Source organism: Streptomyces sp. ALI-76-A (assembly GCF_030287445.1).
Taxonomy (GTDB): domain Bacteria; phylum Actinomycetota; class Actinomycetes; order Streptomycetales; family Streptomycetaceae; genus Streptomyces.
The window spans coordinates 4,148,655-4,163,805 of the sequence record NZ_JASVWB010000002.1 but is presented as its reverse complement, the minus strand read 5'-3'; the positions used below and the strand labels follow the sequence as shown (position 1 = coordinate 4,163,805).

Sequence of the window (15,151 nt, the reverse complement as noted above, 5' to 3'; positions counted from 1 at the left end):
CCGGGACCGCACGCAGACGACCCGCGAGCTCGGGTCTCCCCGCCTCACGGCGGAGAAGCCGGCCGGACGTACCGGCGAGCTCGCGGGTCGGGTGACTGCGTCGGGATTGGGCCGGCCGCGTGTATCTCGCACACGCTGGTCCGGCACCGCACTCGGTGTGGTGACGGGCCGCTCAGCCCGCAGCCACCTCGCGCGTCCGGGTTTCACTCATGTACCCGATCACCTCCTTTCCTGCGTGAACCACACCCTAGGAACCGCCCGGGCCCGGATCAACCGTTTTTCCGGGATGTCTGACCGGGGTGGACCGGCCCGCGGACCGGCCTGGGGATCGACCTGCGACGGGAGCCGTTCACGGGGTAGGAGTGGTGCGACGGAGCGTTTCCGGCCCTCAACGATTTTCTTCATCTTGTGGGAACCCGGTGTGTCCTGCGTCACGTTCGAGTTGAATGATTGTGAGTGAGCGAACCGACGTGCGGTACGCGCGGACGCGGCAGCCTGCAGGGGGTCCAGGTGAGTGCTTCCCGGCGTTATGGGGCCACCGACGAGATCGGGCCGGACGAGCCCGAGCGGGACGGTCCGGAGGGCTCGGACGGCTCGGATCTGCTGGCCGCGCTCCTCGACGGAATGGACGCCGCCCTGTGCGCCTTCGACGCGGACGGGGTGGTGACCCACTGGAACCGTGAGGCGGAGCGGATCCTCGGCTGGACCGCGGACGAGGCCGTGGGACGGCACGGCTTCGCCGGGTGGGCGGTGCGCAGCGCCGACGCCGAGGAGGTCGAGGGCCGGCTGCTGTCCGTGATGCACGCCCCCGGCCGCCAGGTCCACGAGTTCGCCCTGCTGACCAAGGACGGCGGGCGGGTGCTCGTGCGGACCCAGTCGGCGGCCGTGCGCGGGCCCGACGGGAAACCGGCCGGCGTGTACTGCGCGTTCAGCGAGGTCCACACGCAGATCGACCTGGAGCGGTCCATCGCCCTGAGCGAGGCGCTGTTCGAGGACGCGAGCTGGGGTGTCGTGCTCGTCGACGTCGATCTGCGGCCCGCCGTGGTCAACGCGCACGCGGCCCGCGCGCTCGGCATCGGGCGCACGTCCGCGCTGGGGCGGCCCCTCGGCGAGCTGCTCGCGCAGGGCGTGGAGGAACTGGAGAGCGCGCTCACCCATGTGCTGGCCGAGGGCGCGCCGCCCGCGCCCGCCGAGATCTGGGTGAGTGTGCGGACCCCGGAGGGCGAGAAGCGGCGCTGCTGGCGCTGCGGGTTCGTCCGGCTCGCCTCGCCGCTCGCGGAGGAGCCCGTGCCGCTGGGCGTGGGCTGGCTCTTCCAGGACGTCACCGAGGGCAAGCGGGCCGAGCAGGAGGCGTCGCTGCTCCGGTTCCGCACCAACCAGCTGCACCGGGCCGCGCGGGCCGCCGCCGAGTGCGAGGACCCGCAGGAGGCGGCCGCCGTCCACCTGGACTTCGCCCTCGCCGGCTTCGCCGACCACGCGCTGATCGACCGGGTCGCGGGCGGCGCGACGGCCGACGGGGAGACGGCGGGGCCGCCGCGGCTGGTACGGCTCGCCGCGACACCCTCCGGCGCGCCCGGCCCGAGCCTGCTGACCGGAGAGGCGGGCCTGCCGGTGCGGTACGCGGAGGGCCACCCGGCGTTGCAGTGCGTGGAGCGGATCGGCTCGGTGCGGGCCGGCGCGGGGGCCGTTCCGGCGGAGGAGGCGCGGGAGTGGGCCCTGGCCCGGCAGTGGCCGCCGGACGCGGTGCACGCCCTGTGCGCGGTGCTGCGCAGCCGGGGGCGGACGCTGGGCGTCGTGACGTTTCTGCGCGGAGCCGGACGCAGCCGGTTCGAGCGGGGCGACGCTATGTACGCGGAGGACGTGGCCGTGCGCATCGCCGGAGCCCTCGACCTGGGCGAGACGCTGGGGCGCGCGTAGGAGCGGCCCCCCGCGCCGACGACCCGGGTTCTCGGCCCCGCCGCCCCCAGACCCCCGACATCAGCCCCTCCGGCGTTTGAGGAGCGGGGCCCGCGGCGGAGCCCCGGAAGGTCGGGGACGGGAAGGGGCGGCGGGGGCGAGGACCGCTGGTGGGTTCAGCGGCGGTAGAAGATGCGGTCGCCGTACTTGTCGAAGACCTGCCTGTTCCACTCGTGGCCTCCGTCGACGTTCCCCGAGCGCAGCAGCGGCGGCTCCACGCCCCGGGCGGCCAGCGCCCCGGCGGCGGTGGCCATGACGGCCTGGAGGAGGGCCGCCGTGACGACCGTGGAGGCGGGGGCGAACGGCGCCGGCACGGTGTCGAGGGCCAGTTCCGCGTCGCCGACCGCGATCTTCGAGTCGAGGACGACGTCGCAGTGGTCCTTCAGGAACGTGCCGGAGACATGCCGGGACGTCGTCTCCGAGGCGTACGCCACCGAGGTCACGCCGATGACCCGCACGCCCAGGGAGCGGGCGTGCTGGGCCATCTCCACGGGCAGCGCGTTGCGGCCGGAGAGGGAGATGATCACGAGGGCGTCGCCCGCGCGCAGCGGTGAGCAGTCGACGACGGCGCTCGCGAGGCCGTCGACGCGTTCCAGGGCCGAGCCGAGGGTGGCCGGCATCACGTCGACGCCGACGGCGCCGGGGACGGCCAGCAGGTTCATCAGGGCGAGTCCGCCCGCGCGGTAGACGACGTCCTGCGCGGCGAGCGAGGAGTGACCGGCGCCGAAGGCGAACAGCCGGCCGCCGCGGACCACGGTGTCCGCGAGCACATTCCCGGCCGCCTCGACGGACCCGGCCTCCTCGTCCCGCACCCGCCGCAACAGGCCGATCGCGGCGTCGAGGAACTGGCCGGACAGCGTGCCGTCGCTCATGCGGGCCCCTTCGGAGCGTCAGAGAGGTCGAGGTGAGGTCTGTGCCGCGGATCACGGTGCGGTCTGGACCAGCGGGATGTCAATACGGCCGTAGAGCCCCCGCGTAACCTCTTGGTTTCAACGGCGCGGCACGGTTGTCCGTGGTATCCGGCAGAATTGAGTCCAGGGCCAGCGCACGAGCCGGATGCTGTCGTGCTTCCGGCGGATCTCATCAAGGGGCACGTATGTCCGGACTGATCGACACCACGGAGATGTATCTCCGCACCATCCTCGAGCTGGAGGAGGAAGGTGTGGTCCCCATGCGCGCCCGGATCGCCGAGCGACTCGACCAGAGCGGGCCGACCGTCAGCCAGACGGTGGCGCGGATGGAGCGCGACGGACTCGTGTCCGTGGCCACCGACCGCCACCTGGAGTTCACCGACGAGGGCCGCCGGCTGGCCACCCGCGTGATGCGCAAGCACCGCCTCGCCGAGTGTCTGCTCGTCGACGTGATCGGTCTGGAATGGGAGCAGGTGCACGCCGAGGCGTGTCGCTGGGAGCACGTGATGAGCGAGGCCGTCGAGCGGCGCGTGCTGGAACTGCTCCGGCACCCCACCGAGTCGCCGTACGGCAACCCGATCCCCGGCCTGGAGGAGCTCGGCGAGAAGGACGGCGCCGACCCCTTCCTGGACGAGGGCATGGTGTCGCTCGCCGACCTCGACCCCGGACTGGAGGGCAAGACGGTCGTGGTGCGCCGGATCGGGGAGCCGATCCAGACGGACGCCCAGCTGATGTACACGCTGCGCCGGGCGGGCGTGCAGCCGGGTTCGGTGGTGAGTGTGACCGAGTCGGCGGGCGGTGTGCTGGTGGGCAGCGGAGGCGAGGCGGCCGAACTGGAGTCGGACGTGGCCTCGCACGTGTTCGTCGCCAAGCGCTGAGCCGGGCGCAGGGCGCCGGAACCGCGTGCGGGGCGCCGCGTGCCGGGGTCGGGGCACCGGCCGCGCGACCTGCGCTGTCGCACCGACCGGCAGTCAACTCATGGGAACGAGGAGGCAGTTGTGGCCTCACGGCGATCTCGTCGAATCCGAGATTCAGTACGCTTAATCGCAGCGCCCGGACGCTTCGCATGCAAGGCTGTCGCGTGAGGCATATGACCTGAGGGGCTCTTGGCGCGCCGGCCGGCAGCGATGCCGCCCGGCCGGGGAGGGGGCGGGGACGATGCGCCGTGAACAGGGAGAGGGCCCCGGCGCCGTGTGGCGCCGGGGCCTGTCCTCCCCTGTGCTGACCCGGAGCCCCGAGCTCTCAGGGTCATCCCCTGCGGACCGATGTCCCCGAGCGGTCCGCCTCCCGCTGAAGGTCTCCCCTCGGCGGCGGCGATCATTCCTCGGGCGAGGTCACTCGAACGAGGGGTGTTGTCGGCCAGAACGCCATCTTCGAATGGGTATTCGATAGTCTGCGGTGACGCATCGCGTGGAATCCGCGCTTCAGGGGTGTGGACAGGAACGACGGACACGACAGGCAGGACGCGGTTCACAGGACCGCCCGCCTCGAGCGGAGGCGAGCGGTCCGAGCGGAGCTAGGGGGGTGCCAGGACCTATGGCGCGGCGTATCGACGTGATCGGAGCGGGCGGCGTACGCCTCGCGGCCTGGGAGTTCGGCGACCCTCCCAAGACCGACCCGGGCAAGGACGGTCCGGGAGAGCCCGAGCGGGGCCCGGGGGTGCTCTTATTGCACGGGCTGATGGGTCGCGCCTCCCACTGGGCGTCCACCGCCCGCTGGCTCTCCGAACGGCACCGCGCCGTGGCCCTCGACCAGCGCGGCCACGGGCAGAGCGACAAGCCCCCGCGAGCCGCCTACACCCGCGAGGCCTACGTCGAGGACGCCGAGGCCGCCCTCGAGCAACTGGGCCTCGGCCCGGCCGTCCTCGTCGGTCACGCCATGGGTGCCCTGACCGCCTGGCAGCTCGCCGCCAAGCGCCCCGACCTGGTCCGCGGGGTGATCATCTGCGACATGCGGGCCTCCGCGCTCGGCGCCGCCTCGCAGCGCGAGTGGGAGGACTGGTTCAAGGCCTGGCCCGTCCCCTTCGCCACCCTCGCCGACGTACGCAAGTGGTTCGGCGAGGACGACCCCTGGGTGGAGCGCCCGAACCCGGCCCGCGGCGAGTTCTACGCCGAGGTCATGCACGAGTCCCCCGACGGCTGGCGCCCGGTCTTCGATCCGGAGCAGATGCTGGAGTCCCGCGAGACCTGGGTCTACGACGCCCACTGGGAGGAGCTCACCCAGGTCCGGTGCCCCACCCTCGTGGTCCGCGGCCTGGACGGCGAACTGGGCCGCGCCGAGGCGCAGGAGATGGTCCGCGTCCTGCCCCGGGGCGAGTACGCGGAAGTCGCGGAAGCCGGCCACCTCGTGCACTACGACCAGCCGGACGCCTGGCGGAGCGCCGTGGAGCCCTTCCTGGACGGCGTCCTCACGGACCTCAAGAGCTGACGCGGCCCGCCGGAGCCGATGTCCGGCGTTCGCGCCGCCTCCCCTGTCCATGCCCCGGCCGGGCAGCACGGACGGCCCCGGCCCCGGCGACCACGACCCCGCCGACGCCGGGAACACCGTCGCACGGTCGCCCCGGGCGGGCGGCCCCGCCCCGGGGCGGCGCACCCGGCCACCCGCCCTCACGAGCGGGGCGCCCACCGCGAGCCGCCCACCCGCTCGGGACCGCCGCCGGCCAGGCGGTCGCACCGGGCCGCCGAGCCCGTACCGGACGAGGTCACGACCTCGGACCGCCGCGGTGACCGGCCGGCCGAGGCGCCGCCCCGCCGACCCCCTGCTCCCGCGGCCGCCGAAGCGGGTCCCAGGAGCCTCACCAGGTCCAGGCCCCCAAGAGCCCCGCCCCGGGATTCACCCCTTGCTGACCGCCACCAGGATCTCCGGCAGCTGCCGGGCCGTCCGCGGGGCCGCCAGGCGCAGGCCTCCCACGGTGATCGCCGTGCCGTAGACCGCCCCCACCGGCAGCAGCAGCCAGCTCCACTCGTCGCCGCCGTCGCTGATGTTCAGCCAGATCGTCCCGGCGATGACGGGGGCGCACAGCAGGGCCGCCGCGACCATGCCGCCCAGGATGGCCATGAAGGCGAGCCCGGACTGACCGGGGGCCACGTTCTTGTAGCCCTCCTGCGGGATGGAGTACGGGAAGCGCGCCGACGTCCACGCCCCGGTCGCCAGCATCGCCCCGAGCAGCGCGAAGGACAGCCCGAGCACCTCGGGCAGCTTCGGCCAGTCCCCCAGCAGCGCCGTCGTCAGGACGGTCACGAGGGTGGCGTACGGCAGGGTGATCACCAGCAGGGCGAGGGCCCGCGCGCGCAGCTCGACGTACGCGTCCCGGGTCGACGAGATCGTCATCGCGACGAGCCAGAACGCGGACGTGTCCTGCCCGAACTGGTTGTACATCTGCACGCCGAGCATCCCGGCGGCGAAGCAGGCGAAGTAGATCGAGCCGGTGCCCTGGAGGGCGTTGAACACGGGCACGATCAGACCGATGGCGAGGGAGGTCACCCAGGCCGCCTTGGTCTTGGGGTCGCGCCACACGTAGCGCAGGCTGCGCTCCATGACGGTGCCGGTGCGGCCGGCCGGCAGCAGACGGGACAGGCCCGCCGAGTTCCGCTCACGGGTCCGCGAGTCGGCGGCCTGAAGGGTGGAGCCGTCCGGCGCGGTCATCAGCCGGGTCAGATGCTTCGACCACAGGGCGAGCAGTCCCGCCAGGGCGGCGGCGGTCAGGGCGAGTTGCAGGACGGCGACGCCGTACGCCCCCTCGCTCGCGGAGTCCGCCGCGCCGATCGCCGAGGCGGGCGGCAGCCACTTGAGGACGTCGGCCGGCCCGTCGAGCTGCGCCAGCCCACCCGACCCCAGCCGCTGCGCGCCGAAGTTCACGACCTGCGCGCCGACCGCGACGACCAGTCCGCTGAGCACCGCCAGGTCCCGACCCTTGCGGCTGGTCAGCAGCCGGATGTTGGCGACCGCGACGGCCCGCGCGAGGGCCACGCAGACCAGCAGCGCGAGCACGACACCGACGACGCCGACGACGTACGCCGCACCCCCGTGCGCGACCGACACCACGGAACCGACGAGCATGCACAGCGTGAACAGCGGTCCGATGCCGATGAGGGAGGACACCAGCAGCGCCCGGACCAGCGGGCGGGGCCGCAGCGGGAGCATCACCAGCCGGGTCGGGTCGAGGGTCTCGTCGCCGCCGGGGAAGAACAGCGGCATCACCGCCCAGCCGGCCGCCAGCACCGCCACCAGCAGCACGACCAGGGAGGCGGCGTGGGCGTGTCCGCGCAGGGCGATCAGGCCGATCAGCTGCACCACGGAGAAGAGCAGCACGGCGACGGCCGAACCGATGTAGGCGGCCCGCCGCCCGGCGGACTGCTTGAGCCCGTTCCGCAGCAGGGACAGCTTCAGCCGTACGACGACGGGCGTGATGTCCGCCGCCGGGGCGGGGGTGCTGTCGGCGCTCACCGGGCCGCTCCGCCGCCCAGCCAGTCCAGGTCGGAACCGGCGTCCCGGCCGCCCGCGCCGACGAGTTCGAGGAACGCCCGCTGCAACGAGGGCGCGTCGCCGCGCACTTCCGCCAGCGTCCCCTGGGCGCGGATGCGGCCGGCGGCCATGACGGCCACCCAGTCGCACAGCGACTCGACCAGCTCCATCACATGGGAGGAGAAGACGACGGTGGCGCCGGAGGCGGTGTAGCGCTCCAGGACGCCACGGATGGTCTGGGCCGACACCGGGTCGACGCCCTCGAACGGCTCGTCGAGGAAGAGCACTTCGGGGTTGTGGAGGAGCGCGGCCGCGAGCCCGATCTTCTTGCGCATGCCGGTCGAGTAGTCGACGACGAGCTTGTGCTGGGCCCCGGCCAGGTCCAGGACGTCGAGGAGCTGGGTGGTCCGCTTGTCGACCTCGGCGCCGGGCAGCCCGCGCAACCGGCCGGAGTAGGAGAGCAGTTCACGTCCCGACAGCCGTTCGAACAGCCGCAGCCCCTCCGGCAGCACCCCGATCCGGGCCTTCACCTCGACCGGGTCCCGCCACACGTCGTGCCCGACGATCTCCACCGACCCCTGGTCGGGCCGGAGCAGCCCGGTCACCATCGACAGCGTGGTGGTCTTGCCCGCCCCGTTCGGCCCGACGAGCCCGATGAACTTCCCCGCGGGCAGGTCCAGATCGATCCCGGCCACGGCCACCTGCTGCCCGAACCGCTTCCAGAGCCCCTGTACGCGTACGGCGGCTGTCCCCACCACTGCTCCCGACGTCATGCCAGAACCCTACGGTCAGGGGGCACACCTCAGGGACGTGGGGGAACCGCGCGAACGGCCCCGGCCGGCCCGCGGGCGCCGACAAAGGGCACGAGGCGGGGCACAAGGCGCTACCGGTCCCGCCCGCAGGCGTAGGCGAGCGGCGAGATCAGCTCCTCCACGTCCGGCAGCCACCGGTTCGCCGGCGTCGGCCGGCACGCCCACTGCACGGCGCCCGAGGACCCGAACCGCGTGGGCGGCCCGGCCACGTAGGACCCCTCGCCCAGCGCGACGAGGTCCAGCGACGAAGGGGACCAGCCCAGCTTGCGCACGAGGTCCGGCACCTTCACCGACGCGCCCGGCAGCACGAAGAACTGCATCCGCCGGTCCGGCGTCAGGGTCACCGGACCCAGCGTCAGCTCCATCCGCTCCATCCGCGCCAGCGCGAGGAACCCGGCCGTCTCCGGCACGGAGACGGCGTCGAACGTACGGCCGGTGGGCAGCAGGATCGACGCCGTCGGCTGCTTCTGCCACATCCGGCGTGCCACGGTCGCGCTGCCGGTCGCCTGCGACTCCCAGTCCACGCGCGCCGGATGCGCGCCGGGTACGGCGCACGCGGCGTCGCCGCACGAGCAGCGTTGCACCCCGTCGACCGCGTCCAGCCAGGTCCCGGGAAAGACGTCCCAGTGGCGCTCCTCGGCGTAGCGTGCGGCTGTCTCCAGCAACGATTCCCCGCGCTGCTTCGGAATCTGAGCGGCTTCGGTGCCCGCGATCGTCTCTTCCACGCTCCTCTCAACTCCCGCGCCCACCTCGGGTTACGGCTGTAGCGCGCGCGGGGGAGGAGCATCGATTCCGCATCTGGGGCGCATGGATGCATGGGTGGGGGCGCGCGGGAGGGATCGGAGCGTGGGCCGGGTAACCAGGTGTGGGGGGCGGCAATCGCCTTTACCCCGGCAATCCTCACAAGCCTCGCATTTTCGCCGTGGGAGCGGGGCATTGATCTTCACGGCCGGATCTTCCGTTCCTGTCGTTCCGGCTAGTCCGGGAAGTCCGTCCGTGGAAGACACGTCAACTCGGTGCGTGGGCAGGCACCGCAGCCACAGGGGGTACGCCATGGCCGCAAGGCCTCTCGTCGCGCGGCAGCCGAACGAACGGCTGCAGGCGCTCATCCAGGAAGCGGGCTGCTCGAACGCCGGGCTCGCCCGCCGGGTCAACATGTGCGGCGCCGAGCACGGCCTCGATCTGCGGTACGACAAGACGTCCGTGGCGCGCTGGCTGCGCGGGCAGCAGCCACGCGGACGCGCTCCGGCGATCATCGCGGAGGCCCTCGGCCGCAAGCTCGGCCGTACGGTCACGATCGACGAGATCGGCATGGCCAACGGCAAGAACCTCGCCTCGGGCGTCGGGCTCCAGTTCTCGCCGACGGTACTGGGGGCCATCGAGCAGGTGTGTGAGCTGTGGCGCAGTGACGTGGGCCGCCGGGACTTCCTGTCCGGTTCGTCCGTCGCCGCGTCCGCGCTGGTCGAGCCCAGCCGCGACTGGCTGATCTCCGCGGCCGACGCGCAGGTCGCGCGCTCGGCCGGACCCCGGGTGGGACCGTCCGACGTGGCGGCGGTCAGGGCGATGACGCAGGCGCTGGTCGACCTGGACCACCAGTACGGCAGCGGGCATGTGCGCCCGGTCGTCGTGCACTACCTCAACAGCGTGGTCTCCGGGCTGCTGGCGGGCTCGTACCGGGAGGCGGTGGGCCGTGACCTGTTCGCCGCGGTGGCCCGGCTGACCGAACTGGCGGGCTACATGGCCGTCGACACCGGCCAACCCGGCCTCGCCCAGCGGTACTACATCCAGGCGCTGCGGCTCGCGCAGGCGGCGGGCGACCGCGGCTACGGCGGGTACGTCCTCGCCGCGTCCATGAGCCACCTCGCCGCGCAGCTCGGAAACCCGCGCGAGATCGCGCAGTTGGCGCGGGCGGCGCAGGAGGGGGCGCGCGGGCGCGTCACGCCGCGCGCGGAGGCGATGTTCGCCGCCGCCGAGGCACGCGGGCACGCCCTGATGGGCGACGCGCGGGCCGCCCAGGCGGCGTCCGGACGCGCGGTGCGCGCGCTGGAGTCGGCGGACCCGGACTCGGGGGACGACCCGGCGTGGATCGCGCACTTCGACGAGGCGTACCTGGCCGACGAGTTGGCGCACTGCCACCGCGACCTCGGGCAGGCCGAGGCGGCGGCGCGGTGCGCGCGGGAGTCCCTGGCCGGGCATCCCGAGTCGCGGGCCCGCCGCAGGGCGATCGGCTATGTGCTGCTCGCCACCGCGCAGGTCCAGCAGCGGGAGGTGGAGCAGGCCTGCAACACCGGCCTCAAGGCGGTGGAGTTGCTGGAGACGCTCCGCTCCAACCGGGGCGCCGAGTACCTGGACGACTTCCAGCAGCGGCTGGAGCCGTTCCAGGACGAGCCCGTGGTAAGGGAGTTCGGCGCCCGGATGGAGCTCCAGGCGGCGGCCTGAGATGTCCGCCCTCCGCGGGCATGAACGGACGGTGAACGAAGGCGGGGGTGAGGAAAGGGGCCATATACAGCGGATGGGGGCGCGGTTCCGCCCCGTGACCGCCGGAATCCGGCGGTGGGCTGTTACGGCGGTCACAGGGACGCGGGTCACGGCCTGAGCTGCGTAGCACGCGGCTTCGGGGACCCGGTAGCGTGAGCCGACGATTCCGACAGTCCCCCATTCGTAGGAGTCCCGGTGACGCAGAGTGGACAGGGCGAGGAGCCCTCAGCGCGCGAAGCGCGCGAAGGCATCGTGCTGCCCTCCGACGGTGGGGAACCCCTGCTGCCGGGCATGACAGGCGGATACGGCGACGGCCGCCCCGGCCGCCCCGCTCCGGCACCGGCGCCCGGCGCCGCGTACGGACAGGGACCGGGCGGGGCGTACGGCGACCAGGGCCCCGGCGCGGCGCCCGGGCCGGGGTACGGCCAGGAGTCCGGTCAGGGGTACGTCTCCCAGGAGTCCGGCCAGGAGTCCGGGCCGGCGTACGGCCAGGGGTCCGGTCAGGGGTACGGCCCCCACGAGTCCGGCCAGGAGTCCGGTCAGGGGTACGGCCCCCGCGAGTCCGGCCAGGAGTCCGGGCCCGCCTACGGCGAGGCGGCGCGGGCAACGGCCTACGGCCCGGCGCAAGGGCAGACGTCCGGTCAGGCGGCCTCCGGGCCGGGCTCGGCGCCGGCCGGCGGGCAGGCCTGGGGCACGCCGTGGGCCCCGGAGCGGCATCAGGCCCAGCAGCCGGAGCGGACCCAGCAGCCGGAACAGGGCTGGTCGGCTCCGCCCGCGCAGTCCTGGGGCACACCTCAGGCACCCGGCGGGACACCGTCCGCGTCCCTGCCTCCGGAGTCCGGGCACGCGCCGGGGCACGGCGCCGGCGCCTACGGCCCGGCCGGTGCCTCGCCGCAGCCCACGGGGCACCACACCGACCCGCCGACCTCCTACTACCTGCCTCCCGTCGGCCAGGGTGCCCCGGAGGCCTCCTCGCACCAGGGCGGCGCGTACGGCCCCGCCGCCGGAGGCGCGCCCCTGCCTCCCGCCGACGGGTACGCCCCCGGCACCGGGCACGGCACCCCCGGCGGCGCTCCCCTTCCGCCCGCCGACGAAGGCGCCACCCAGTTCCTCCCGCCGGTCCCTCCCGGTGCCGGGCCGGGCGGGGCGGGCTCGTATCCGGGGCAGGCCGCCGCGTCGCCGGACGAGGGTGCCACCCAGTTCCTCCCGCCGGTTCCTCCCGGTGCCGGGCCGGGCGGGGCGGGCTCGTATCCGGGGCAGGCCGCCGCGTCGCCGGACGAGGGTGCCACCCAGTTCCTCCCGCCGGTTCCTCCCGGTGCCGGGCCGGGCGGGGCGGGCCCGTATCCGGGGCAGGCCGCCGCGTCGCCGGACGAAGGCGCCACCCAGTTCCTCCCGCCCGTCGGGCCCGGGGCGCTGCCGCCCGAGGCGGGGGCCGAGTCGCCCGCCGAGTCCACCCGGGTGCTGGGCCGCGGGCCGCGGGGCGGCTCCCGGCCGGGCGGAGCGGGGCCTCTGCCGCCCGCCGCCGGCGCCGACGCGGAGGCCACGCAGTACATCGCGCCCGTGCCCGGACAGCAGTCCGGTGCGGCGCCCTACGGCGACCCGCAGGGCGGGGACCGCCAGCCGCCCGCAGAGTTCGACAACCTCTTCCGCGGCGGCGCGGACCCCGGCCGGGGCCCGGCCGGGGCGACCCAGCAGCTGCCCCGCGTCCAGCAGCCCGAGGCGGGGCCCGGCGGCCGGCCGCCGTACGGGCAGTCCGCGCAGCCGTCGTACGCCCCGCCGGGCGCGGGCGGCGGGCGGCACGGCGCGTACGACGACGAGGACGGTCCTCGCGGTGGCGGCCGGGGCGGTCGCAGCGGATCCCGGGTGCCGTTGATAGCCGCCGTCGGCATCGGTATCGCCGTCCTCGGCATCGGCGCGGGCGCGCTGCTCGCCGACGGCGGGAGCGACGACAAGGGCGAGACCCCGAACCAGCCGGTCTCCGCGACGGCCCCCGCCACCGACGGTTCCGCCTCGCCGTCCGCCGATCCGGCCGAGCAGCAGGCCGTCGCCCTGGACAAGCTGCTCGCGGACAGCGGCAACAGCCGGACGACCGTGATCAACGCGGTGGAGGACGTGAAGTCCTGCGACAACCTGGCCCAGGCGGCCAAGGACCTGCGGGGCGCGGCCCAGCAGCGCACCGGCCTGGTGACCCGGCTCGCCGAACTCCCGGTCGACAAGCTGCCCGACAACGCGGCGCTGACCGACGCCCTGAAGAAGGCCTGGCAGGCGTCCGCGTCGGCGGACAACCACTACGCGGCCTGGGCGGACCAGACGGCCGGCAAGAAGGGCTGCCGGAAGGGCCAGGCCCGCACCACCGACCAGACCGCGGCCGGCAACCGGGCGAGCGGTACCGCCAGCACCGAGAAGGTCAAGGCGGCCAAGCTGTGGAACGCCATCGCGAAGTCGTACGGTCTGACCGAGCGCCGGCCGACCCAGCTGTGATCCCCGTGATCCCCGTCCGCTGAGGGGACCGGCCCGCCGGCCCGCCGGTCCCCTCCGGTCCGGTCCGGTCTGGTCCGGTCCCTCAGTCCAGCTCGGCGTTCTTCAGTGTCTCCCTGACGTCGGTGAACTCCTTCTCGGCCAGCACCAGCCGGCCCTTCCGGACGACCTGGAGGGACACGTCGGTGTTGGCCAGGCGCGGGAAGCCGACGGCGGCGAGCGGTCCCTGGAAGTCCCACCGGAGGGTCGGGGTCAGTCCGCCCGTGGTGACCTTCAACCCGTCGTCCAGGACGCCCCGCAGGGCGTCGGGAGACACCTCGCCGTTCAGCGACTCGGCGACCTGCGTGAAGACGGTGTACGCGATGTACGTGGTCTGCACGCCCGTGTCCGCGGCGTCGATGCGGTTGTCGCCGAAGGCCTGCTCGCTGATGACCTTCTTCATCGGCTTCCAGCGCGGGTCCGTCTCCACCGGGTACCAGCCGGTGATGTACGAGCCCTCGTACGGACCGGACCGCCCGCCGGAGGCGTTGATCTCCGTCTGGTCGACGTTGCCGAGCACCATGGCGGTCCGCACGTCGGGGTAGTCCTCGCGGACGCGGCGGAAGGAGTCCATGAAGGTGCCGGTGCGGTCGCCGAGCGCGGGCACCACGCAGCCCTTCCTCACCGGGTCGGTGGTGGTCTTCGCGAGTGCCTGTCCGGCCTGCCCGGAGTACTCGGTGGCGTCCTCCGCCGCCAGGACGTCGTGGCTGACCGGGTGTCCGCCGGCCGTCAGCCCGGAGTTGAGCAGGGTGGGCAGTTCGTCGCCCGCGATGTTGTCGGGCCGGATCAGCGCGACGGGCCCGCAGTCGGTGAGCGCCCGGCCGAGCCCGGCCAGCAGAGTGGGCTGCCCGCCGTTGACCGGGTAGGACAGCGGACTGGTGAACTCGGCGGTGGTGACGCCGTAGCCGCCGATGTACGGGATGCCCGCGCCCTCCAGGGGAGGCAGGAAGGCGTCGGCGTACTGGCTGTAGGAGCCGACGACCGCGACGACGTCCTCGTCGACCGCGCGCTGGGCGCACTTCGCCGCGGCCAGACTGTCGTTGTGGTCGTTGCAGGTCAGGACGGTGATGTCACGGCCGTTGAGGCCGCCCTTGGCGTTGATCCAGCGGGCGTAGGCCTTCGCGAAGGCGGGCATGCCCGGCTTGTTCGTCGCGTTGGTGTTCTCCGGCGCCCAGGTCATGACCTTGATCGGGCCGTCCCCGGAGCCCCCCGTGGCGCCGGGGACGACCCCGCATCCGGCGGTGAGCCACACAGACGCCACCAGCGCCCCCGCCGTGACGGCTCTCGCTCTGACGGGCTGGGTGAAGGTGGGGAGGAAGGTGCTGCGGAAGGTGCTGCGGAAGCGTCGCCTGCCGGTCATGGGCACACACGCTTCCGTCACATCACCAACCTGACTGTGACCCTCGGTTGTCGGCGGGTGACGTAAGGGTGAACAGCGGGGGGTGGTGACGCCTCCGAGAAGGGGAACGTACGATCGATGACCGTGCAAGGTTCGGAGAACTCTTCCCGTCGCGGGCGTCGCTCATCCACCATGGGCGGTATGCCCCTCACTGACATGCCGTGGTGGCGCTGGCGCACCAATGTGCGCTCCGCGCTGCACATGCTCTCCGACCCGGCGTTCCAGCGGGACGTCTGGCTGGCCGGGGTCGAGGGGTACGGAGACGTCACCGACGCCGTGTACCGCCTGGTCGAGGACACCTGGCTGGACAACTGGTCCGCCGAGAAGTACGTCGGCACGATCTTCCGGGACTCCCAGGAGGCCGCCCTCGTCGACACCGCCGTCCTGCGGGTGCTGCGGATCATGCACCAGGTCGGGCCCGACGCCCCGGTCTCCGCGTACGTCGACCACTCCGGCTGGCCGGACGCGGTCCGGGCGGCACGGGACGCGCACGTGCGGATGGCGACGGCCGACGGGGAGGACCCGGACGCGCCGCCGCGCACCCTCGAGGTGCTGCACATCATGACCCGGTCCGCCTAGGGCCGCACGGCGTCTGGAGAGCGAGACGGCCGGGC

11 protein-coding genes are annotated in these 15,151 nt (G+C 73.8%); 6 read left to right on the top strand and 5 right to left on the bottom strand.

Annotated features, from left to right (window positions below):
• Positions 1-510 precede the first annotated feature (510 nt).
• A complete protein-coding gene (locus QQS16_RS19395; protein ID WP_286063100.1) occupies positions 511-1,917 on the top strand; it encodes a PAS domain-containing protein in 1,407 nt (468 codons plus the stop codon).
• 155 nt (positions 1,918-2,072) lie between these two features.
• Here QQS16_RS19395 and QQS16_RS19390 read toward each other — a convergent pair whose 3' ends face one another.
• Positions 2,073-2,828, bottom strand: coding sequence for an SIS domain-containing protein (locus QQS16_RS19390; RefSeq protein WP_286063099.1), 756 nt, complete (start codon positions 2,826-2,828; stop codon positions 2,073-2,075).
• A gap of 224 nt (positions 2,829-3,052) precedes the next feature.
• Here QQS16_RS19390 and QQS16_RS19385 point away from each other — a divergent pair, with 224 nt between their 5' ends.
• On the top strand, positions 3,053-3,745 hold the full coding sequence (locus QQS16_RS19385) for an iron-dependent transcriptional repressor DtxR (RefSeq protein ID WP_286063098.1): 693 nt from the start codon (positions 3,053-3,055) through the stop codon (positions 3,743-3,745).
• A gap of 658 nt (positions 3,746-4,403) precedes the next feature.
• On the top strand, positions 4,404-5,294 hold the full coding sequence (locus QQS16_RS19380) for an alpha/beta fold hydrolase (protein WP_286063097.1): 891 nt from the start codon (positions 4,404-4,406) through the stop codon (positions 5,292-5,294).
• A gap of 405 nt (positions 5,295-5,699) precedes the next feature.
• Here the strand turns inward: QQS16_RS19380 and QQS16_RS19375 are convergent, their stop codons facing one another.
• The 3 genes from QQS16_RS19375 to QQS16_RS19365 all read right to left on the bottom strand — a co-directional run bounded on the left by QQS16_RS19375 (position 5,700) and on the right by QQS16_RS19365 (position 8,868).
• A complete protein-coding gene (locus QQS16_RS19375; protein ID WP_286063096.1) occupies positions 5,700-7,313 on the bottom strand; it encodes a transporter in 1,614 nt (537 codons plus the stop codon).
• On the bottom strand, positions 7,310-8,104 hold the full coding sequence (locus QQS16_RS19370) for an ABC transporter ATP-binding protein (RefSeq protein WP_286063095.1): 795 nt from the start codon (positions 8,102-8,104) through the stop codon (positions 7,310-7,312). The genes QQS16_RS19375 and QQS16_RS19370 overlap by 4 nt, the downstream gene beginning before the upstream one ends.
• 110 nt (positions 8,105-8,214) lie before the next feature.
• Positions 8,215-8,868 carry a bifunctional DNA primase/polymerase gene (locus QQS16_RS19365; RefSeq protein WP_286063094.1) on the bottom strand — a complete coding sequence of 218 codons (654 nt, stop codon included), beginning with the start codon at positions 8,866-8,868 and terminating at the stop codon, positions 8,215-8,217.
• Between the two features lie 328 nt (positions 8,869-9,196).
• Between QQS16_RS19365 and QQS16_RS19360 the strand changes: the two genes are divergently transcribed.
• Both QQS16_RS19360 and QQS16_RS19355 read left to right on the top strand, forming a co-directional pair.
• Positions 9,197-10,582: an NsdA family TPR-like regulatory protein gene (locus QQS16_RS19360; RefSeq protein ID WP_286063093.1), complete on the top strand. Its 1,386-nt coding sequence runs from the start codon at positions 9,197-9,199 to the stop codon at positions 10,580-10,582.
• Positions 10,583-11,446: 864 nt separating this feature from the next.
• The gene (locus tag QQS16_RS19355; RefSeq protein WP_502963914.1) at positions 11,447-13,102 is read left to right on the top strand and encodes a hypothetical protein; all 1,656 of its coding nucleotides are present in this window, start codon (positions 11,447-11,449) and stop codon (positions 13,100-13,102) included.
• 82 nt (positions 13,103-13,184) lie between these two features.
• On the opposite strand, the gene QQS16_RS19350 is transcribed toward QQS16_RS19355, so the two are convergent.
• Complete coding sequence (locus tag QQS16_RS19350; protein ID WP_286063091.1) at positions 13,185-14,498, bottom strand: ABC transporter substrate-binding protein; 1,314 nt, start codon at positions 14,496-14,498, stop codon at positions 13,185-13,187.
• Between the two features lie 117 nt (positions 14,499-14,615).
• Here QQS16_RS19350 and QQS16_RS19345 point away from each other — a divergent pair, with 117 nt between their 5' ends.
• Positions 14,616-15,116, top strand: coding sequence for an SCO4402 family protein (locus QQS16_RS19345; RefSeq protein WP_286063090.1), 501 nt, complete (start codon positions 14,616-14,618; stop codon positions 15,114-15,116).
• Positions 15,117-15,151 lie beyond the last annotated feature (35 nt).

Excerpts from the sequence above, each read along its gene's own strand:
- QQS16_RS19390 (WP_286063099.1), bottom strand. The coding sequence starts at position 2,828 with ATGAGCGACGGCACGCTGTCCGGCCAGTTCCTCGACGCCGCGATCGGC.
- QQS16_RS19370 (WP_286063095.1), bottom strand. The coding sequence starts at position 8,104 with ATGACGTCGGGAGCAGTGGTGGGGACAGCCGCCGTACGCGTACAGGGG.
- QQS16_RS19385 (WP_286063098.1), top strand. The coding sequence starts at position 3,053 with ATGTCCGGACTGATCGACACCACGGAGATGTATCTCCGCACCATCCTC.
- QQS16_RS19380 (WP_286063097.1), top strand. The coding sequence starts at position 4,404 with ATGGCGCGGCGTATCGACGTGATCGGAGCGGGCGGCGTACGCCTCGCG.
- QQS16_RS19350 (WP_286063091.1), bottom strand. The coding sequence starts at position 14,498 with ATGACCGGCAGGCGACGCTTCCGCAGCACCTTCCGCAGCACCTTCCTC.
- QQS16_RS19345 (WP_286063090.1), top strand. The coding sequence starts at position 14,616 with ATGACCGTGCAAGGTTCGGAGAACTCTTCCCGTCGCGGGCGTCGCTCA.
- QQS16_RS19360 (WP_286063093.1), top strand. The coding sequence starts at position 9,197 with ATGGCCGCAAGGCCTCTCGTCGCGCGGCAGCCGAACGAACGGCTGCAG.